The organism is Micromonospora cabrerizensis (genome assembly GCF_022230955.1).
In the GTDB taxonomy this organism is placed as follows: domain Bacteria; phylum Actinomycetota; class Actinomycetes; order Mycobacteriales; family Micromonosporaceae; genus Micromonospora; species Micromonospora cabrerizensis.
Genome location: NZ_JAKKFI010000054.1, coordinates 67,697 through 88,253, shown reverse-complemented (window position 1 = coordinate 88,253; position 20,557 = coordinate 67,697). Strand labels below are relative to the sequence as shown.

At 69.7% G+C, this 20,557-nt stretch carries 16 protein-coding genes; 5 read left to right on the top strand and 11 right to left on the bottom strand.

The window, feature by feature from the left end:
* Positions 1 to 8: 8 nt before the first annotated feature.
* Positions 9 to 1,247 carry a L,D-transpeptidase gene (locus LADH09A_RS11230; protein ID WP_238644824.1) on the bottom strand — a complete coding sequence of 413 codons (1,239 nt, stop codon included), beginning with the start codon at positions 1,245 to 1,247 and terminating at the stop codon, positions 9 to 11.
* A 394-nt stretch (positions 1,248 to 1,641) separates the two neighbouring features.
* On the opposite strand from LADH09A_RS11230, the gene LADH09A_RS11225 reads away from it, so the two are divergent.
* Complete coding sequence (locus LADH09A_RS11225; protein ID WP_238644823.1) at positions 1,642 to 2,778, top strand: DUF1996 domain-containing protein; 1,137 nt, start codon at positions 1,642 to 1,644, stop codon at positions 2,776 to 2,778.
* 241 nt (positions 2,779 to 3,019) lie between these two features.
* On the opposite strand, the gene LADH09A_RS11220 is transcribed toward LADH09A_RS11225, so the two are convergent.
* From LADH09A_RS11220 to LADH09A_RS11185, 8 genes are all read right to left on the bottom strand, one after another.
* Entirely contained in the window at positions 3,020 to 3,997 is a 978-nt protein-coding gene (locus LADH09A_RS11220) for a hypothetical protein (protein WP_238644822.1), read from the bottom strand.
* 32 nt (positions 3,998 to 4,029) lie between these two features.
* Positions 4,030 to 5,556, bottom strand: coding sequence for an OmpL47-type beta-barrel domain-containing protein (locus LADH09A_RS11215; protein WP_238644821.1), 1,527 nt, complete (start codon positions 5,554 to 5,556; stop codon positions 4,030 to 4,032).
* An 8-nt stretch (positions 5,557 to 5,564) separates the two neighbouring features.
* Positions 5,565 to 9,500 (bottom strand): ThuA domain-containing protein, encoded by a 3,936-nt coding sequence (locus tag LADH09A_RS11210; RefSeq protein WP_238644820.1) that lies wholly within the window; start codon positions 9,498 to 9,500, stop codon positions 5,565 to 5,567.
* A gap of 18 nt (positions 9,501 to 9,518) precedes the next feature.
* Positions 9,519 to 10,526 carry a multicopper oxidase domain-containing protein gene (locus LADH09A_RS11205; RefSeq protein ID WP_238644819.1) on the bottom strand — a complete coding sequence of 336 codons (1,008 nt, stop codon included), beginning with the start codon at positions 10,524 to 10,526 and terminating at the stop codon, positions 9,519 to 9,521.
* 348 nt (positions 10,527 to 10,874) lie between these two features.
* Positions 10,875 to 11,714: an amino acid ABC transporter ATP-binding protein gene (locus tag LADH09A_RS11200; protein WP_238644818.1), complete on the bottom strand. Its 840-nt coding sequence runs from the start codon at positions 11,712 to 11,714 to the stop codon at positions 10,875 to 10,877.
* 4 nt (positions 11,715 to 11,718) lie between these two features.
* Positions 11,719 to 12,513: an amino acid ABC transporter permease gene (locus LADH09A_RS11195; RefSeq protein ID WP_238644817.1), complete on the bottom strand. Its 795-nt coding sequence runs from the start codon at positions 12,511 to 12,513 to the stop codon at positions 11,719 to 11,721.
* A 132-nt stretch (positions 12,514 to 12,645) separates the two neighbouring features.
* Entirely contained in the window at positions 12,646 to 13,464 is an 819-nt protein-coding gene (locus LADH09A_RS11190; protein WP_238644816.1) for a basic amino acid ABC transporter substrate-binding protein, read from the bottom strand.
* 175 nt (positions 13,465 to 13,639) lie between these two features.
* A complete protein-coding gene (locus LADH09A_RS11185; RefSeq protein ID WP_238644815.1) occupies positions 13,640 to 14,317 on the bottom strand; it encodes a hypothetical protein in 678 nt (225 codons plus the stop codon).
* Positions 14,318 to 14,633: 316 nt separating this feature from the next.
* Between LADH09A_RS11185 and LADH09A_RS11180 the strand changes: the two genes are divergently transcribed.
* The 4 genes from LADH09A_RS11180 to LADH09A_RS11165 are packed head-to-tail and all read left to right on the top strand — an operon-like array spanning position 14,634 to position 17,676.
* The gene (locus LADH09A_RS11180) at positions 14,634 to 15,245 is read left to right on the top strand and encodes a SipW-dependent-type signal peptide-containing protein (RefSeq protein ID WP_238644814.1); all 612 of its coding nucleotides are present in this window, start codon (positions 14,634 to 14,636) and stop codon (positions 15,243 to 15,245) included.
* A 9-nt stretch (positions 15,246 to 15,254) separates the two neighbouring features.
* Positions 15,255 to 15,887, top strand: a complete 633-nt coding sequence (locus LADH09A_RS11175; protein ID WP_238644813.1) for a SipW-dependent-type signal peptide-containing protein — start codon at positions 15,255 to 15,257, stop codon at positions 15,885 to 15,887.
* Positions 15,888 to 15,898: 11 nt separating this feature from the next.
* A complete protein-coding gene (locus tag LADH09A_RS11170; RefSeq protein ID WP_238644812.1) occupies positions 15,899 to 17,191 on the top strand; it encodes a signal peptidase I in 1,293 nt (430 codons plus the stop codon).
* Positions 17,188 to 17,676 carry a hypothetical protein gene (locus LADH09A_RS11165; RefSeq protein ID WP_238644811.1) on the top strand — a complete coding sequence of 163 codons (489 nt, stop codon included), beginning with the start codon at positions 17,188 to 17,190 and terminating at the stop codon, positions 17,674 to 17,676. Before LADH09A_RS11170 ends, LADH09A_RS11165 begins: the two co-directional genes overlap by 4 nt.
* A gap of 73 nt (positions 17,677 to 17,749) precedes the next feature.
* On the opposite strand, the gene katG is transcribed toward LADH09A_RS11165, so the two are convergent.
* Together katG and LADH09A_RS11155 are read right to left on the bottom strand one after the other, a co-directional pair.
* The gene (katG, locus tag LADH09A_RS11160; RefSeq protein WP_238644810.1) at positions 17,750 to 20,026 is read right to left on the bottom strand and encodes a catalase/peroxidase HPI; all 2,277 of its coding nucleotides are present in this window, start codon (positions 20,024 to 20,026) and stop codon (positions 17,750 to 17,752) included.
* Positions 20,023 to 20,478: a Fur family transcriptional regulator gene (locus LADH09A_RS11155; RefSeq protein WP_308194534.1), complete on the bottom strand. Its 456-nt coding sequence runs from the start codon at positions 20,476 to 20,478 to the stop codon at positions 20,023 to 20,025. The genes katG and LADH09A_RS11155 overlap by 4 nt, the downstream gene beginning before the upstream one ends.
* Positions 20,479 to 20,557 lie beyond the last annotated feature (79 nt).

The window sequence follows — 20,557 nt, the reverse complement described above, 5'->3', positions numbered from 1 at the left end:
CTGGCGGGTCAGCCGCCGGAGGCGGAGGGGCCCGGCGTCGGCGAGCCGCCGCTGACCGTGTCCGCGTGCGGCGCCGGTCGAAGACTTGCGGGTATCGGCAGGGCGCTGCCCTGGACGAACTGCTCCCAACTGGTGTTCCAGGCCGTCCAGCCGTTGCCCGGTTGCAGCCGGACCTCGGTGCCGGTGAAGGTGACCAGATCACCGACCTGGGTGACGCCCATCAGCCAGTCGGCGGCGGCCGCGGAGACGTTGGTGCAGCCGTGCGACACGTTGCGGTGTCCCTGATCCGACACCGACCAGGGCGCTCCGTGGATGAACTCGCCGCCCCAGGTCAGCCGCTGCGCGTCCTGGACGTTCACCACGTAACCACCGTTCGGCTCACCGCGGGTGTCGAAGGTCGTGCGCTGGTGCTTCTCCATGATCACCATCTTGCCGCTGGAGGTCGGTGTGCTCGGCTTGCCGAGGCTGACCGGGATCCTGCGGATCAGCTTGCCGTCGCGCAGGACACGCATCTGCTTGGTGGCGTTGTCGACCTCGATCGCCACCTGCCGCCCGATCCTGGACGTCGCGGTGCGGTCGACGTCTCCGACCCGGTTCCGGCCGATCGGCAGACCCTGCAAGCCGGCCCGGACGCTGATGGTCGTGCCCGGCCGCCAGAAGTCCGGGGCTCGGTAGTAGACCTGACTGCCGTCGTCCAACCAGGACCAGACACCCGGCTGCGGTGGGCTCGTGGTGACGAACAAGCGACGTTGCACATCAGCACGGTCCGCTCTGGAAATGGGCGGATCGAATGCGAGGGTGACCGGCATGGCCGTGCCGTAGGTCCGTTTGTCGGCGAAATACAGCGTGCTGGTCACCTGCGGTTTCGTCGACGCCGGCATGGTGGTGAAGGTCGTCGTGCCGGTGGTGGTCCGGCCGGAGTCGCCGGTGGCGGTCACCTCGGCCGTGTAGGTGCGCTGCGGTTGCAACGGGACGCTCGGCACCCAGGTCGAGCCGTCCTCCCGTGGCACCGCCCTGACCGGCGTGCCCTTGTCGTCGGCGATGCGCACGGCGGTGATCGTCCCGCCTCTGACGAGCGCCGCGACCTCGGCGCTGACCGGCACGTTCCGGGATCGGTCGGCGGGCGTGAGGGTCAGCTCCGGCGCTGCCACCTCACGCACGGCGGGCCGGGCGGCGGGCTCCCGCTCGGCGGTGCAGCCGCCGACGGCCAGGGGTGCCGCCGCGACGGTCACCACCACGAGCGCCATTCGCCTTCGTAACCCCATCGAACGTCCCCCGGCTCTCGTTTTTTGCGTAGCCGCAATTCTCTCCGCGCCGGCACGCGCCCTGCGCTGTTTCGCTGAATCACGAGGCAAACGTGGGAGGAGCCGTTCGTCGCCGCGGTGGCATGTCCCGTCCGGAACCCGGGCCACCGGTGGACGGGCTGTCCAGCCAGCGAGACGTCGCGGCGCCTCGCTCGGCAGGCCACTGAAGAGAGTGGAGTCGCGCCACAGTCGCCGATTACAGTTTTTTGAAAAAAATTTAGGAATTGAGATCAAGGCAACTGCTGAGCGATATTTAAGGGAGAATTAATCGTTGCAGTTGTGAACCAAGAGGTGGGCGACTCGTACTCTTCGTTCTCGGAAGAAAGGTGCGCCCCCCTTGATAAATCTGCGATCCACCCCTCTACACCGTCGTTCCGTCACCGCCCTGCTGGTGGTGGGCCTGGCGTTCGCCGGCGGATGCAAGGAGGCTCCGGGCACTCCCGGCGCGTCCGGCCCATCCGCCGACACCGGCATCGGCTCGTCCGGCCCTGAGGCGCCGACGGGCACCGCCGGGGCCGACCCGTCGGCCACGCCGAGCGCCCCGGGCACGTCCGCGACGCCGTCCACCCCGGGCAAGCCGGCCACCCCGTCGACCAGCACCGCCCCGCCCACCGCGTCCGGGGGCTGGATCACCATCGACGCCGCCGCGCAGGCAGCGGCGACGAAGGCGTTCTTCGCGCGCAAGCCCAAGCCGGTGACCGGCAACCCGGTCAAGGTCCCCGAGTTCAACGTCGGCTGCAAGACCAGCCACCACAACAGCGACGACCCGATCGTGCTGCCCAAGCTGGTCGGCGGCTCACACAACCACACGTTCTGGGGCAACCGGTCGACCGACGCCAACTCGACCGCCGAATCGCTGCGGGCGTCGAAGGCCACCACCTGCAACTCGCCGGACGACCAGTCCGCCTACTGGGTGCCGACGATGTACCAGAACGGCAAGGTCGTGGACCCGACGGAGGTGACGGTCTACTACGGTTCCCGGCTGAAGGACCCGAGCAGGACCCAGCCGTTCCCGTTCGGCCTGCGCATGATCACCGGGAACGCGAAGAACCAGGTCGACACCCCGGACAAGCAGGGCAACCACTTCTGGTGCGCCGGCATCGGCGGCGAGATCGGCCGCAGCGCCGACAAGACCTTCCCGGTCTGCGCCAAGACCGCGAACATCGTCCGGCAGATCACCTTCCCGGACTGCTGGGACGGCAAGCACCTGGACAGCCCGGACCACAAGGCGCACATGGCCAACGGTGACCACACCGGGGCCTGCCCGAAGAGCCACCCGGTGCCGGTCCCCTCGGTGTCGTTCGTGATCTCGTACCCGTTGAGCGCGAACACGGACGGCATCACCCTCGCGTCCGGCACGTCGTTCTCCATGCACGCGGACTTCTTCAACGCGTGGAAGGACGAGGCACTGGCCGCACGGGTGCGCAACTGCCTCGACCAGGGCGTGAAGTGCAACTCGGCCGGTAACTTCTAGGGCCGACGCGGCACCACGGCAGCGGCCGGTCACCCCCGTTCGGGGTGACCGGCCGCTGCACGAGCGCGACCCCGCTGTGCGCCGTGCCCTCGTGATGTCTTGTTGAGCGGTATACCTCAGAGGCATATTTATGCCTCTGAGGTATACCGCCTACTACCGCATCCGCCCCGACGGAGGTGACCGACGGTCACCAACGGCCGAGGGCCACGCCGCAGCCCCAGACCGGTCAGGGTCCAACCGTCTAGAGTTTCGCCGCGCCCGCCTCTGCAGCCTCCTGCACCGCCGAGGTCCGACGGACCTCGGCCCGCTGGTCAGCGGCGTCCACCCGGTCCGCGGTGGCCACCCGGGCTGCCCGGTTGGTGGTCGTGGCCGCCTGGTCGCCGGTCACGCCGCCACGGATCCGGTTGTTGGCGGCCACCTGGGCCGCCGGGTTGTTGCCGGTAACCGTCAGCTGACCGTTGATGATGTTGTCGTCGACGGTGACGCCACCGGTGGTGCTGGTGATGCTGACGTCCCCGCCCCAGTAGCCACCGGAGGCGCAGCTGTCGAGCGTGCCGTTCGGGCCGACCTGCACGCCGCCCAGGTTGCCGGCGAAGGTGGCCCTGCCGCGCACCGCGCTGCCGCACACGACACTGCCGGTGGCGCTGTTGAGCACCGACAGCGTGCCGTCGACGAACGAGTCGTGCAGGTCGGTGTAGTAGGTGCCGGTGCTGCTGAGATTGCGCTGCACCTGGGTGCCCCGGTCGAGCCGGACCTCACCGGCGCCGACCGTGACGTTCCCGGCGACTGTCGACTCCTCGGCGAACAGGAAGCTGTCGATGGTCGCGCTGCCCTTGGGCCGCACGGTCACGGTGCCGGTCTGGGCGTTGGAGAGGAAGATGCCGTAGCCACCGGCGGCGAGCACCACCTGGCCGTCGACTGTGGTGTCGGTGGCGTCGAGGTAACCGTCCGCGGAGACGCGTACCTCGCCGCTGACCCGCCCACCGGTCACCACCAGGTTGCCGCCGGCGGCGACGGTGACGTTGCCGGTGATCGTGGTGCCGGTGAGTGCGCAGGACTCGCCCGCTGGCACGTACAGGTCGTTGGGCACAGTCACCGCACCACCGGTGCCGATGCAGTGGGTAACCAGGTCGGCGTGGGCGGTGGGTGCCACGGCCAGCACCGAGGCGGCGACGACGGCACTCACGGTGGCCAGCTTGGCGACGGTACGTCCGGGCATCGTTGTACTCCCTGTCGATGAGATTCGAGGACTCATGCGCCGACGTCCGATCGGGCCGCGGCCCGGACGATGGCGCCCTGCTGCCGCCGGTCGAGCGTTCCGCCGGTCACCAGCGCGCCGGTGACCGTCTCGACGTGCCGGACGAAGTGGGCGTGGCCGGGGTAGTCGGCGTTTTCGTCGATCAGATCGTTGATCGTGCAGCCGTTGCCGGTGTCGACGTTGCCGACTCCGGTGTCGTCACCGTCGATGACCACGGTGGCCCGGGTGTCGGACCCGGGGCAGGCGTCAGTGCCGTCGGCCACCACCGTGAACGTCGTCGACTGCTCGGTGGACACGTTCCCCGCGGCGTCGGTTGCCCGGTACCGCAGGGTGTGCGCGCCGGTGGCGCGGACCGTGACCGGCGAGGCGTACGCGGTCCAGCCGCTGGTGTCGAGCGCGTACTCGACCGAGGCCACACCGGAACCGGCGTCGGTCGCGGTGACGGCGACGGTCGCGGCACCGACGTACGCGCCGTCGCCGTTGCGCTCGCCGGTCACCGCGGCGGTCACGGCGGGCGGGGTCTCGTCCTCCTCCGGAGCGGCGACGACGGTGAAGTGGGACATCTGCTCCGCCGACGTGTTACCGGCGACGTCGGTGGCCCGGAAGTGCAGCATGTGCATCCCGGCCGCGTTCACGACGATCGGATTCGTGTACGCGGTGAAGGCTGCCCCGTCCAACGCGTACTCGATGGTGGCGACACCGGATCCGCTGTCGGTGGCGGTCAGCGTGGCGGTGGCCGTACCGATGTAGTTGCCGTCGCCGTCCTGCTGGCCGGCCAGTGCGGCCGTGACCACCGGCGCGGTGGTGTCGTCCTCCCCCGGCTCGACGATCCGGAACGACACCGAGCCGACCGCGCTGACGTTGCCGTCCTGGTCGGTGGCCCGGAACTGCACTGAGTGGTCACCGATCGCGGTCACGCGCACCGGCTCGGTGTACGGCAGGAAGCTGCTGTCGTCGACCTGGTACTCGACGGTCTCCACCCCCGACCCGGTGTCGGTGGCCGTCACGGTCACCGTGGCCGCGCCGACGTAGTTGCCGTCGCTGTCGCGGTCGCCGGCCACGGCGGCGGTCACCGTCGGCGGCGTGGTGTCGCCGCCTCCGCCGCCCTCGGTGACGACCAGCTCACCGACCATCTGGCTGTGCCCGGGGATCGAGCAGAAGTAGCGGTAGCGGCCCGGGGTGAGCCTCACGGTCGCCTGGTGGCGGCCGCTGTTGGCGTCGAACGGGCTGGCCAGGATGTTCAGCGTGACGTCGTGGTTGTAGCCCTCGGTGCTGGTGTCGAAGGTCAGCGTGTGCGGCATCCCGATGGTGTTGCCGGTGGCCTCGCTGTTCTCCCAGATGATGGTGGTCTCGCCGGCCACCGCCTGGGCGGGTGCGGACTTGTAGCGGGTGATGTCGCCGTCGGCGGTCCAGGTCAGCACCTGTTCCGCGACGCGCGGGGCGGCGGAGGCGGGCGTCGCCGCCCACGGGATCACCGTGAGCAGCAACGCCGCCAGCGCGGCCGTGAGTCGTCGGGTCATCGTCTCTCCTAGAGCTCGCGCACGCGCACGTTGCGGAACTCGGTCAGGTCGTTGTCACCGTGGTTCTGCAGGCCGATGAAGCCGCGCAGGAACTGCCGCAGGTCCGTCGGCGGGTCGCCGGCACGGGAGGACTGCTTGCCCGGCGTGTTGTCGAATTCGTTGATCACCACACCGTTGCGGACCATCGTGTAGTGCTGCCCGACGACACGGATCTCGTAGTCGTTCCACTGCTCCTTCGGGGTGACGCCGGCCTGGGCGAGCGGCACCGGGTCGAAGTTGTAGACCGAACCGGTCTTCTGCGGCTCACCGGTCTCACCGTCGTAGATCTGGATCTCGTGTCCGCAGTAGATCGCCACCCAGGCCTGCGAGGTCCGGGCCGATCCGACCGTGCCGCAGCTGCCCGGCGGGCGCTGCTCCAGGGGGATCCGCGGGTCCGGGAACCGGGTGAAGACGCCGGTGTTGGCCCGGCCGGTGCCCGGTGCGATGTCGCGGAACTGGAGCTTCAGCGAGAAGTCGCCGAGTTCCTTCGTGTGCCAGAGCATGCCGAGGCCGCCGCTGGATCGCAGCGACCCGTCCGGCTGGATGGCGAACGAGCCCGTCGGCGCCTGCTGCCAGCCGCGCAACGACTCGGCGGTGCCGTCGAAGAGCGGCTCGTACCCGGTGCGCCCGTTCCGTCCGACCGCCGACGCGGCAGCCAGGCGGGTGAGGGTGCCGGCCTCCCGGGCGGTGAGCAGGTCGTCGGCCTGCAACGCGCGGGTCACCGCGGTCACGTGTCGGACGAAGGCGTCGTGGTCGGCCCAGGTGCTCTCGTCGTCGATCAGGTCGTTGATCGTGCAGCCCTGCCCGACCGTACGACTGGGCACGCCGGTGTCGGTGTCGTAGAGCCACACGTTCTGCCGGCTGTCGGGCACCGCGCAGCCCACCGTGACCGTGCTCTGCACCGTCGCGGTCTCACCGTCGGCGTACGTGACGGTCAGCTTCGCGGTGTAGGTGCCGACCCTGGCGTACGTGTGCCGGGGATTCGCCTCGGTGGACGTGGCGCCGTCGCCGAACTCCCACCGGTGGCTGACGCCGCCGGAGCGGGCGCCGTCGAAGGCGATGGTCAGGGGCTTGTTCTGCACGGCGACCGAGTGCGCCGCGGGCACCGGGGTGGGCGCGCCACCGGTGTAGGTGATCCGGATCAGCTTCTGGTTGGGGTGCAGGCTGAAGAACCCGCCGCCGTAGTCCAGCAGGTAGAGCGCGCCGTCCGGGCCGAACTTGGCGTCCATCCAGCTCTGCAGCCGGGCGTCGCCGTTGCCGCCCGGGATGATGGCGCGCAGCGACTCGGCGTACACCGGTGGGGCGGCCTGCGGCACGCCGGCCGGGTCGACGGTGACCGCGACCCGGTTGGCGGCGTTGGACTGGTCGCCGATGAACCACTTGCCGTCCCAGTGCTCCGGCCATGCCACACCGCTGGTGGTGTCGACGAGGTCCCGGTGGTACGTCGGGCCGGACATGATGGCCTGCCCGCCGCCGCGCAGGTACGGCTGGGTGTAGGTGGCGTCGGCCGCGACGTAGGTCGGCAGGCCGCTGCCGTCGGTCCGCTTCGGGAAGACCGGGCCGCCGCCGTCGGGCGAGTACCAGATCATGTTGTCCCGGGCGGCCGGGATGTCCACCAGACCGGTGTTGCGCGGCGAGGTGTTCTTCAGGTTGTCGCAGTCGTACCAGCCGGTCAGCACTGTCGCGTCGGTGTTGCTGCGGTCCCGGTACGGCTGCCGGTTGCCCATGCAGTACGGCCAGCCCTGGTTACCGGCGGAGGTGATGATGGTGGCGGTCTCGTACTTGGCCGGGCCCAGGGTGGGGCTGGGCGACGAGGCGTCCGGGCCGACCCAGCCCGCGGTCAGCCACTGGTGCTTCGGGTCGATCTGGAGGCGGGCGATGTTGCGTACGCCCATCACGTAGATCTCCGGCCGGGTCTTCTCGGTGCCCGGTGGGAAGAGGTTGCCCTCCGGGATGGTGTACGTCCCGTCGGCCTCCGGGTGGATCCGGATGATCTTGCCGGCGAGGTCGTTGGTGTTGCCCGAGGTGCGGCGGGCGTCCTGGAACGAGATCCCCTCGTACTCCTCGGTCCAGTTGTTGCCGGCGTAGCCCTGCGACCCCTCGGAGGAGTTGTTGTCGCCGGAGCCGACGTAGAGGTTGCCCTTGGCGTCGAACGCCATGCCGCCGCCGGAGTGGCAGCAGCTGTGGATCTGCACCGGGAACTGCAACAGGTCCTTGCGGGTGGTCTGGTCGATGCTCTGCGCCTGGCGGTCGTAGGTGAACCGGGAGACGGTGCGCTGCCCGACCCGCTTCACCCGGTCGACCGAGTCGTGCGGCATCCAGTAGACGTAGAGCCAGCCGTTCTCGGCGAACGCGGGGTCGGGCACGATGCCCAGCAGACCCTCCTCGTTCTTCACCAGCTCGGAGCCGCTGCCCCGGTTGCCCATCACCTCCAGGGTCGTGAGCAGCTTGGCCTGCTTGGTCCGTGGGTCCCAGGAGTGGATGGTGCCGCAGCCCAGACCGACCTTCGGGTTGTTCCAGTCCGCGATCGGGCCGCTCGGGCAGGCCGCCTTGCCGACGTAGAAGGCCGTGCCGTCGGGGGCGATGGTGAGCCCGTGCGGCTCGCCGATCTGGTCCAGTTGCCCGGTCTGGTTGGCCGCGGTGAGCCGCTCCACCTTGTAGTTCGCGGCGATCGTGGCCTGGCAGTCACCGCGTACGCGGCCGGTGGTCCAGTTGAGAGCCCCGGTGAGGTGCGTGCGGAACGCCTCCTCGCCGTAACTGCCCTCGGTGCGGCCCATGCCGGTGTAGAACGACCGGCCGCCGTCGTAGTCCCGGCACCAGGACACCGGGTGGAAGGCGCCGTTGGCGGCCGGTCCCGGGTTGTAGTGCCGCTCCTCGACCTGGGCGAGGGTGTGCACCGTGCCGATGGGGTTCGGGTCCCAGTTCTCCCAGCGGTCGGAGCGGGTGATGGTCAGCGGCAGCGACGCCGTGGCCGGGTGTTTCCGGTCCAGGATGTTCACCACCGCGCGGTTCACCGCGGGCGGTTCCGGGGCGGTGGTGCTGCCGGTGAACAGGCGCAGGTCGGCGAGTTGGACCAGCGGTTCGCCGCTGTTCGCGGTGACGTTCAGCCGGTAGCGCGTGAACTCCTGCGGTGTGGCGATGTCGAACCGCCGGGTCTGGTACCGGTCCGGGAAGCTCTGGCCGGTGCGCCGGTCCAGGTCGGACCAGGTCTGGCCGTCCGTGGAGCCCTGGAGGGTCCAGTCCTTCGGGTCCCGGCCGGAGGAGTCGTTGGCCGACGTCAACGCGTAACCGGTGATCCGCTTGGCGGCGCTCAGCTCGTAGGCCACCCAGGCGGTCGGGGTACGGACGAGCCACTTCGTGTTGGCGTCGCCGTCGGTCAGCTTCTCCTTGGTCTCGTTGGGTGGGTTCTCGCCGCTGGCGGTCACCCGGGCCACCGGCTCGGCCACCGGGATGGCGCCCGCCGGGCGGGTGCCGATCAGGCCGGTGAACCAGGTGGAGTCGACCTGGGCGCGGGCGGCGTCGGCGATGCCGACGAAACCGCCGCCGGCCTTCATGTAGCTCTGCAGCGCCGACTCCTGGTCGCGGTTGAGCGCGGCGCCCGTCGCGGAGAGAAACACCACGCTGCGGTACGCGGACAGCCCGGCCGTGGTGAAGACGCCGGGGTCCGTGGTGGCCGTGACATCGATGTCATGACCGGCACCAAGCTGTTTGATGGTGTCCACCGCGCGGGACACCGGGTCCTGCTGCTCGGCCACCGGCCCGTGGAACACGAGGACGGCGGTCCGCTGCGGCTGCGCTGCCTGCGGGGTGGCGGCCGGTCGCGGCGCGGCTGCCGCCGCCGTCGCGGGAAGCAGTGTCGCGAAGGCCGCTACCGCGGCAAGGGTTCGTCGTAGTTTTCTGGTCATCCCCGTCCCCACTTTCGGTTAACTTCCGTGCGTGTGGGTGTGGCCCTGGAACCGGTGGATCGCCTCCTCGGCGCCCGGTGGCATGCTGCCGTCGGCGTTGCGCACCAGGAAGATCCCGGCCATGCCGCCGTCGGAGTGGGTCTGCACGTGGCAGTGGTACATCCACGCCCCGGGTCCGACGCCCTCCCCGGCCAGCACCTGAAAGCCGAACGAGCTGCCCGGGTTGAGGTCCTTGTTGTCGACGACCAGGCTCGGGTCGCTCGGGCCCTCCAGCATTCCGGTGCGGTTGTCGGCCCAGCGGTGGGCGTGCAGGTGGAAGGTGTGGAACAGGTTGCCGTGACCGATGGCGATCCACTCCACCCGCTGGCCCAGGTTGGCCTCGAACATGGGCGTGGCCGGCGCCATCCTGTTGTTGATCGTCATGTCGTGGAACACGACCGTGAACTGCTTGTCCGGCAGGATGTCGCCACGGCGTCGGACGATCAGCGCCCCGTACAGTCCCTTCGCGACACCGCCGCTGCCGTGGTCGGTGCCCATCGCGTGGTCGTGGTAGTGCCAGTAGCCGGCGCTGCCCGGCATGTAGCGCCGGCCCGCCGCGGCCACCATCTCGTGGGAGCGCCAGACGTACGTCCGTGTCTCACCGGGATTGTTGAACGAGGCGTTGAACGGGCTGCCGTCGGACTCGGTGCTGTAGTCCACCCCGTGCGGATGGATGGACAGCCGCTGGTTGGTGGTGTTGACCAGGGTGATCTCCAGGGTGTCACCCTCGTACATCTCCAGCAGTGGGCCCGGCACGGTGGCCTGACCGGGCGCGAGACCGTACCCGAACAGGTTGCCGGGCAGCTGCTCGGCGTAGATGGTGATCTTCTTGGTGACACCGGCGGCGGCCCGGGCGGGGCTGCCTCCGAACGCGGTGCCGATCGTCGGGGCGGACGCGCCCAACGCTCCGGCGGCGAGCGCGCCGCTGGCGATCAGCGATCGGCGGGACAGGTGGCGGCGAGGGCCACCAGCGTGATCGTCGTCCATGGGTCTCCGTTCCCAACCGGGCGAAGACGCGACGAGGACAGGGTGCATCGACCCGAGCACGGGGGCGGTAGCACGACTGAGGGTGAGGCTCGTCGCGAACTTTGCTCGGAAGACTCAAGACTTTCGGTGGATGACAGCAACTTATGTAATCCATCGATGAAAGTACAGGTCTGATTGCAAAAAGATTACCTTGACATCACGACGGCCGTCGATTGACATGAACCTGACACACGGCGGTCGCGGACGTCCAGCGCCTGGTCAGTCAGTCGCTGGCGGACACCGCCGACACGACCGCGCCGGGTTGCCCTCGATCGGGCAACCCGGCGCGCAGACGTACGGGATCGGTTGTCAGAGGCGGTGGCGGTCGTCCGCCGGCAGGCCGGGGGCCTCCGGCGCCTCGGGTGCCTGATCGGTCTGACCGAGCTGGGCGACCCGGGTCGGGTCGAGGACCCGGGAGAGGAACGAACGGGTCCGTTCGTGCTTCGGAGCGCCGAGCACCTCCTGCGGTGGCCCCTGCTCGACCACCACCCCACCGTCCATGAACACGACCCGGTCGGCGACGTCGCGGGCGAAGGCCATCTCGTGGGTGACCACCATCATCGTCATGCCGTCCTCGGCCAGTTTGCGCATGACGGTGAGCACGTCCCCGACCAGCTCCGGGTCCAGCGCGGAGGTCGGCTCGTCGAAGAGCATCACCTTCGGCTCCATCGACAGCGACCGGGCGATGGCCGCCCGCTGCTGCTGACCGCCGGAGAGTTGCGCCGGGAACACGTCGGCCTTGTCGGTCAGCCCGACGCGTTCCAGGTTGGCCCGGGCGACGCGCTCGGCCTCGGCCCGGCCGCGCCGGAGCACCCGGCGCTGGGCGATGGTGAGGTTGTTCAGCACGGTCAGGTGCGGGAACAGGTTGAACGACTGGAAGACCATGCCGATGCCGCGTCGGACCGCGTCGACCTCGACGTCCGGGTCGGTCATCTCGACGCCGTTCACCCAGATCCTGCCGGCGGTCGGCTCCTCCAGCAGGTCGACGCAGCGCAGCAGCGTCGACTTGCCGGACCCGGACGGCCCGATCACGCAGACCACCTCGCCCTGGCCGACCTCGAAGTCGATGCCCTTGAGCACCTGGAGCGGCCCGAAGGACTTGTGCAGGTCGCGGATCTCGATGGCGGGGCGGGATGCGGTCGTCGTCATGCGGTCACCGGGCCTTGGCGTAGCGGAGTTCGAGGCGACGTACCACCTGGGACAGGGGCAGAGTGATGATCAGGTACGCGAGGCCGGCCACCAGGAGCGGGGTGGCGTTCACCCGGTCGTTGAGCATGTCCCGACCGAACTTGGTGATCTCGATGGTCTGCGCCGTCACGCCCAGCACGTAGGCCAGCGACGAGTCCTTGGTGAGCAGGATGAGCTCGTTCGTCAGCGGCGGGATCACGATCCGGAACGCCTGTGGGATGACGATCGTGCGCATGGCGGTGAAGTGCGACATGCCGAGGGTGCGCGCCGCCTCCATCTGTCCCTTGGGGACGGCCTGGATGCCGGCCCGGATGGTCTCGGCCATGTAGGCGGCGGCGGTCAACCCGAGCCCGATCGCGATCGAACCGAACACACCGCCCGGGATCTCGCGCTCCGGGAAGGCGATCGGGATGCCGTACCCGACGAGGAAGAGCACCAGCAGGGCCGGCAGGCCCCGGAACAGCTCGATGTACGCCGTGGCCACCCAGCGGTACGGCGCGACCCGGGACAGCCGCATCAGCGCCAGGATGGTCCCGAACACGAGGCCGAAGGCGAACGCGCCCAGCGTGTAGAGGACGGTGTTGCGCAGCGCGACGGTGATGATCGTCGGGAACATGGACTTGATGATGTCGACGCGGAAGAACGCGTCGGCCAGCCTGTCCCAGTCCGCGGCGAAGAGCACCGCGGCGATGACGGCGATGAAGACCAGGTACTGGAGCCCGAGGGACAACCGCTCCCGCTGGCGGCGTCGCAGCTTCACGTTCGCTCGTTGCCTTCCCGGAGGTTACCGACACGGAGGGCGCGCGGGGCGCACGCCCTCCGTTACCACGCGACGATCAGCCGCTCGGCCGCTGTGCTGCTCAGCCACTCAGCCACTCGGCCGCTGTGCGGCTCAGGCGCTCGGCCGCTTGCCGATCCACTTCTCGTAGATCGTGTTGTACGTGCCGTCCTGCTTGGCCTTGGCCAGCACGTCGTTGATCTTCTTGAGCAGCTCCGGGTTGGCGTCCTTCTTCACGGGGAAGCCGTACTGCTCGCCGGTGTCGAACTCGGCGGCCACCTCGAACCCGCCCGGGTTCTTCTTGAGGTACTCGGACCAGACCGGCAGGTCGTTGATGGCGGCCTCGACCTGACCGTTGGCGACGGCCTGCTGCAGGGCGGCGAGGTCCTCGAACTCGACGAGCTGAAGGCCCTTCTCCGCCTCGAACTTCTTGGCGTAGTCACGGCCCGTGGTGGCCGCCTGGACGCCGAACTTCTTACCCTTGAGGTCGTCGAGCGACTTGTACGGCTTACCGGTCTTCACCAGCAGCGCCTGGGTGGCGTCGAAGTACGGGTCGGAGAAGTTCATCACCTTCTGCCGTTCCTCGGTGATCGTCATGCCGGCGGCGGCCGCGTCGCACTTGCCGGTGTTCAGGTCCTGACCGGACTTGATCCCCTCGAACGGGGTGTCGATGATCGTCTGCTCGACACCCAGCTCCTTGGCCACCAGGTCCATGATCTCGACGTCGAAGCCGGTGACCTTGCCGCTGGCGTCCTTCGACTGGAACGGCGGGTACGGCAGGTGGGTGCAGACGGTCAGCTTGCCCGCCTGGACCAGCTTGACCCCGCTCGCCTGGACCTCGCTGTCGTCCTTCTTGGCGCAACCCGCGCTCAGCGCGAGGGCGGCGATCGCCCCGACGAGACCGGCCCGACGGACGGCAGTTGGGAACCTCACGGCTGTGTCCCTCCGATTCGGCTTCCATTGCATAGAAAGCCAATCTGGTTCATAGACTTTGCGATAAGCGACCGTACCCGATCCGGCGGGCCACTCCCAGATCGTTTCCGGCCGCACGGCCGGCACGGCGGCAGCGCCCGTCGGTGAACCCGACATTCGAGCAGCAAAGCGCCCCTCAGCCGCCGGTTCCCTCGGGCGCCCCGTCCGGCGTGAGGGCCCCTTCGTGCGGGTCTGTGTCGAGGAACACGTGCTGATGGCCGTGCCCGGCGTCGACGCTGACCTGGTCGAGCTGGGTCGCCGCGACCGACCAGATCGTCACGGCCTGGGTCGCCTGTCGCGCCGTGACGTCCAGCAGGGCCGCACGCTGCGCCGCCGGGACACCTGCGGCCAGCGCGTACGCGTCGACGGCCAGCGACGCCTGCTGGATCGCCGCGCGCAGCCCTCCCCGCGCCACGTTGGTGGCGGTGCTGCCCGACGGTGGGTCGGCGAACGGCTCGGCTGCCTGACGCATGACTTCCTGCCACTGGCGCGCCTGGTTCGCATCCGGTGCACGCCCGGCTGACGTCTCCTCCTTGAGGGCGGCCAGGACGGGGGCGATCTGGTCGCGGACACGTCGGGACGTCTCGGTCAGCTCCAGGATCTGCTGAGCGTCCCGCTTCGCCTCGGCCTGCTGGATGGTCGCGATGGCCGCCTCGGTGGCGTCCGGGCGACCCACCTGGTAGCCGACCAGCCCACCCAGCAGGGCGGTGACCAGCGCGACCGCGCCCGCGACCGCCACGACGCGTGTCGTGCGGCGATGACGCCCATCGGCCTTGTCCGACAGGTAGGAAGGCCGGCCGGTGCGACGCGCCATCGCATCTCCTCACATCGATGGTTCGGGGGCCAAAGGGTAGCTGCCCTTCCGGACGCCCGTCGACAGTGCAGGCCCACCAGCGCCGAGGAATCCCGCTTCGTGTGGGTGATTTACGAACTTGCGGGTTATTTGTCCGGTTCCTGTACCTATCGTCTTCCTTGCGTGACAGTTTCTGCCCTGTCACCTCCGTCTGGTCGTCGGTTCCCCACCAGCGGCAGCCGGTCAGATCACCGCTGCACCGCTGTCACCGGCCCAGGACAACCCACCGCGTTGTTGCACCGAGGAGGACAAGTTGAGTGAACCGACAGGGATGACAATGGATGAAGCGACCCGCCAGGGAGGCCGGCGCAAGCTCAAGGCCATTCTGGCTGGAGGGCTCGCCCTCGGCCTCGGCGCGACGATCACCCTCGCTGCCTGGAACGACTCGGAGTACGCCACGGGCACGTTCACCGCAGGCACGTTCAGCATGGAGGGCAGCACCAACGGCACCACCTACGCCGAGCACCCGACGGCCGGCACGGCGGCCGCGTTGACCTTCAGCACCGGCTTCGGCGACATCAGCCCCGGCGACGTGGTCGCGGCACCGTTCGCCGTACGCCTGACCGCGACCACGACGTACGACGCGACCGTCGAGGTGGCGTCGGCGACCCCCGCACCGCCCGCCTTCGTCGGCCTCACCTACGGAATCGCGACCGTGCCGGCCTTCGCGAACTGCAGCGCGACACCCACGACCCCGACCTGGATCGTGCCCCAGGGCACCGCGCTCAACTCGGTGACCGGCGCGGTGCCGTTCAACCTGACCCAGGGCACTCCCCCCACGACGCCCGGCGCTCCGGTGTTCCTGTGCTTCGTCGTCACCGCGGGGCCCACCCTGGTGCAGGGCACGTCGGTCACGGAAACCTGGCAACTCCTGGCTGAGTCCGTGTAGGTGGCGGCCGTGGTCAACCGTCGGACACCGGCCGGATCACCACGGCTTCGTCGGACCCGTGCCGTACTCGCCGGCGCCCTCGTTCTCGGCCTGGGAACGACGTCCACGCTCGCCGCGTGGACCGACGGCGAGTACGGCACCGGGTCGTTCGGCGCAAGCATCTTCGGCACCGAATCGCAGACCGCGTCCAGTGGTTGGGCGAGCCACACCCCGGTCGGGAACGCCGCGACGCTGGCGTTCAACGCGACGGCGATGTCCCCCACGGTCTCGTTCTACGCCTGGATCGACATCCGGACGACATCGACGACGAATGTCGGTGGCGCTGTCGCGCTGACGAGTTCGTCGAACAACGCCGGCGCCCTGCTCCCCGCCCTCGAATACCGGACGGTGCGTACCGCCAGCACCAGCACCACCTGCGCTGCCGCCGCCTTCACCGGCACGCCGACGTGGATCGTCGGGCCCAGTTACCTGGCCGTCACGTCGGTTCCTGGATCCCCGGTGTCGTCCACCATCACCGCTCCGAGCGGGGCGACGCCACAGGTGCGGTTCTGCTTCGAGGTGCGGATCCAGTCCGGTGCCGCCAACTCGTACCAAGGCACCAGCGGCGTCGTCACCTGGGCATTCACTGCCACGTCTACGTAAAGGATCTTCAGATGGTGGGCCGAACGCGTCGACGGCAAGGCGTCCTTGCCCGGGTCGGCGACCTGGCGCTGACCGTGCTCGCCGTCGGCGGGACGGTGTGCGTCGTCCTCGTCCCGCTGGCGTTCTTCTTCCACGTCTCGCTCATCCTGTTCAAGACCGGGTCGATGAGCCCGACCATCCCCGCCGGGTCACTGGCGGTGGTGCGCGAGATTCCCGCGTCCGAGGTTCGGGTGGGAGACGTCGTCACCGTCGACCGCACGCCGCTGCCACCGATCACCCACCGGGTCGTCGGCATCGACGACGGCGGCGGGTCCACCCGCCTGCTCACCCTGCGCGGGGACGCGAACGAGTCCAACGACGCCGCACCCCATGCGGTGACCAAGGTACGGCTCGTCGAGTGGTCGGCGCCCAGGCTCGGGTACGCGGTCCGGACCGTGTCGAACGTGTACGCGATGAGTGCGATCACGATCGGGACCGCCGCGATCGTGACCTGGGCGTTCTGGCCGCGGGACACCGCACCGCGGAGACGGCGGCGCAGGGCGTTGCCCGACCGGGGACCGGGCTCGTCGGGGCCCGACCACGCAGGAACAGGTCACGAGGTCGGCACCCCCTCCGGGGACGAGACACGGCGTGACGGGTCGACCGTAGGGCGAATGTTCGTCCTGGTGGCCGTGCTGCCGGGCGTCACGGCCGCGATGCTGGCGACGCCCGGCCAGGCACGCGCGGACACCACCGAGGACGTCACCCGCAGTCGACACCTCACCCTGATCTCGGTCGGCGACAAGGATCGCATGACGAATCTGGCACCGAACGAGCCGGTGCCCTGGCAGGTGGGGGTTTCGGCACAGGCCGAGCAGCCCGGCACGGTGACCATCTCGCTGTCGGCGCGGGGCCCCCTCGCGGTCGATCCGAACGGACTCCAGGTGATGGCCGCCGTCTGCGCCAGGCGCTGGGTGCGGGGTGCCTGCCCGGACGGCCAGGCAGAGCAGGTTCTCGCCGACGGTCCCGCCACCAGGCTGGCAGCACACCCGGTCACCATCGCCTCGATGCCCGCCGACCAGCAGCGTTGGGTGCTCGTCACCGCGAGCCTGCTGGCCAACTCCACCGCCTCGGAGTCAGCGGACGTGGTCGTCACGGCGACCGGGTTCGGCGACCGGGCATCGGCCGACGGTGAGGTCGGCCCGCTCCCGCGCACCGGGGCCAACCTGCGGACCCCGGCGCTCGCCGGTGCCGGAGCACTGGTCTGCGGCCTGCTGCTCATCCTCACCACCCGCCGGCACCGGATCCGGGTGACGCAGACGTGAGGCGTCCGGGGCTCCCCGCTCCGTCAGCCCGGGAGCAGACCGGCCACGGTCGGCGACGCTGGATCGCGAGCGCCCTCGCCCTGGTGCTCGCCGGCACCCTCGTCGGGCTTCCACGGCCACCGTCGACGCTGGCCTCCTGGACCGACTCCGAGTACGGCACCGGCTCGCTCCAGGCCGGCACGGTCAACCCGCCGACCAACCTGGGGTGCAGCGCGGGCCTGCTCACCCCACCGACCTTCACCTGGACCCTGCCGGTCGGCGGTCTGACCCGCAGCGGCTTTACCTGGTCCCTTACGGGCGGCTTCTCCGGCGGCGGAACTCTCGGCCCCACCGCCACCACGGTCACCATCCCCGGCGCTCTGCTGGGCATCGGCAGCGGCACCTTCCGCCTGTCCGCCAACGGCCCCGGCGGCTGGACGTCGACACAGGTCACCGGCTCGGTCGGCATGCTGACGGCGGTGCTCTACTTCTGCAGCGTGCCCTAGTCGCAGCGCACCACGCTGGCACGAACGCCGACGAGCCCCGGCCGATCGGCCGGGGCTCGTCAGTGTGAGGCGATCAGGCGATGTCGAACCGGTCGAGCTCCATGACCTTGGTCCAGGCCGCCACGAAGTCGGCCACGAACTTGTCGCGGGCGTCCTGGCTGGCGTAGACCTCGGCGAGAGCCCGCAGCTGCGAGTTGGAACCGAAGATGAGGTCGACCGCGGTGGCGGTCCACTTCACCTCGTCGGTGGCCAGATCGCGGATCTCGTACACGTGCTCGTCGGACTTCGACGCGCTCCACCGGGTGCCCGGGGACAGCAGGTTGGCGAAGAAGTCGTTGGTGAGCACGCCCGGCCGGTCGGTGAGGACACCGTGCTGGGCATCACCGGTGTTGGCGCCGAGGGACCGCAGGCCGCCGACCAGGACGGTCATCTCGGGCGCGGTCAGGTTGAGCATGTAGGCGCGGTCGACCAGCAGAACCTCCGGCTGGGTCTTCTCACCGGGGCGCAGGTAGTTGCGGAAACCGTCGGCGCGCGGCTCCAGGACCCGGAACGACTCGACGTCGGTCTGCTCCTGCGTGGCGTCGGTGCGGCCCGGCCGGAACGGCACGGTCACCTCGACGCCGGCGTCACGCGCCGCCTTCTCGACGGCGGCCGAACCGGCCAGCACGATCAGGTCGGCGAGCGAGATCTTCGCACCGCCGGCCTCGTTGAACTCCCGCTGGATGCCCTCGAGGGCGGTCAGGACGGTCGCGAGCTGCTCCGGCTGGTTGACCTCCCAGTTGCGCTGCGGCTCGAGACGGATCCGCGCGCCGTTGGCGCCACCGCGCTTGTCGGTGTAGCGGAAGCTGGCGGCGGACGCCCAGGCGGTGGAGACCAGCTGGGCGGTCGTCAGACCGGAGTCCAGGATCTTCGCCTTGAGCGTGGCGATGTCGGCGTCACCCACGAGCTCGTGGTCGACGGCCGGCACCGGGTCCTGCCAGAGCTGCGGCTCCGCCACCCACGGCCCGAGGAAACGCTCGATCGGGCCCATGTCGCGGTGCAGCAGCTTGTACCAGGCCTTGGCGAACGCCAGCGCGAACTGGTCGGGGTTCTCCAGGAAGCGGCGCGAGATCTTCTCGTACGCCGGGTCGACGCGCAGCGACAGGTCGGTCGTGAGCATCGTCGGCTTGTGCTTCTTCGACGGGTCGTGGGCGTCCGGGATGATCGCCTCGGCGTCCTTGGCGACCCACTGCTTGGCGCCACCGGGGCTCGTGGTGAGCTCCCACTCGTAGCCGAAGAGGATCTCGAAGAAGCGGTTGCTCCACTGCGTCGGCACGTCGGTCCACGTCACCTCCAGGCCGCTGGTGATCGTGTCACCGCCCTTGCCGCTGCCGTGGGTGCTCAACCAACCCAGGCCCTGTGCCTCCAGCGGGGCGCCCTCGGGCTCCGGGCCCACGTGGTTGTCGGCGACACCGGCACCGTGGGTCTTGCCGAAGGTGTGACCACCGGCGATGAGGGCGACGGTCTCCTCGTCGTTCATCGCCATCCGGCCGAAGGTCTCGCGGATGAAGTGCGCCGCCGCCAGCGGGTCGGCGTTGCCGCGCGGGCCCTCCGGGTTGACGTAGATGAGGCCCATCTCGGTCGCCCCGACGCCGGCCGCCATCTCCTTCTCGGAGGCGTAGCGCTCGTCGCCGAGCCAGGTGTCCTCCGGGCCCCAGAAGATCTCCTCGGGCTCCCACACGTCCTCACGACCGAAGCCGAAGCCGAAGGTCTTGAAGCCCATCGACTCCAGGGAGACGTTGCCGGCCAGGACCAGCAGGTCGGCCCAGGAGATCTTCTGGCCGTACTTCTGCTTCACCGGCCAGAGCAGCCGACGGGCCTTGTCCAGGTTGGCGTTGTCCGGCCAGCTGTTCAGCGGAGCGAAACGCTGACCGCCGTCGCCGGCTCCACCGCGACCGTCCTCGATGCGGTACGTGCCGGCGGCGTGCCAGCTCATCCGGATCATCAGGCCGCCGTAGTGGCCGAAGTCGGCCGGCCACCAGTCCTGCGAGGTGGTGAGCGTCTCGGCGATGTCCCGCTTGAGGGCCTCGACGTCGAGCTTGGCGAACTCCTTGGCGTAGCTGAAGTTCGCACCCAACGGGTTGCCCTTGGACGAGTGGGCGTGCAACACCGAGAGGTCGAGCTGGTTGGGCCACCAGTCCCGGTTGGTGCGCGGGCGACCGCCGGTCTTCGGAGTCGGCGAGTCGATCGCCGGGTTCTCACTCTCGCTGCCGTGCGCGGTCACCGAGTCGTGCGCGACCGGGCAGCCGGCCGCTGCCTTCTGGTCCACGCCCTGCGCACTGATGGGGCCGTTGTCCTGGGTGTCGCTCATGTACTTCCTTCCGAGCTTGCGGATCTCTGGGGCGTGCGTTCGGTCGCGCAGTCGGGACAGGTGCCCCAGTAGACGACCTCCGCCTCGTCGACCACGAAACCATGGTCGTCGGAGGCGGTGAGACAGGGAGCGTGGCCGACGGCGCAGTCGACGTCGGCGATCGCGCCGCAGGAGCGGCACACGATGTGGTGGTGGTTGTCCGCGACCCGGGACTCGTAGCGGGCGGTCGCCCCGGCAGGCTGGATGCGCCGCACCAGACCAGCGTCGGTGAGCACCCGCAGCACGTCGTACACCGCCTGGTGGGACACCGTGGGATGATCCGCCCGGACCAGCGCGATCACGGCGTCGGTGCCGACGTGCGGGTGGTCGCGCAGCGCGGCGAGCACCGCCAGTCGAGGCCGGGTCACCCGCAGCGAGGCGGCCCGCAGTTGCGCCTCGAAGTCGGACATCACCCGACGAACACTAGCTCACTATTTTGGAACGAATCAAGTTTCACGCCGGTCGCGAGCCGCCGTGTCCGACCGGTTCCGC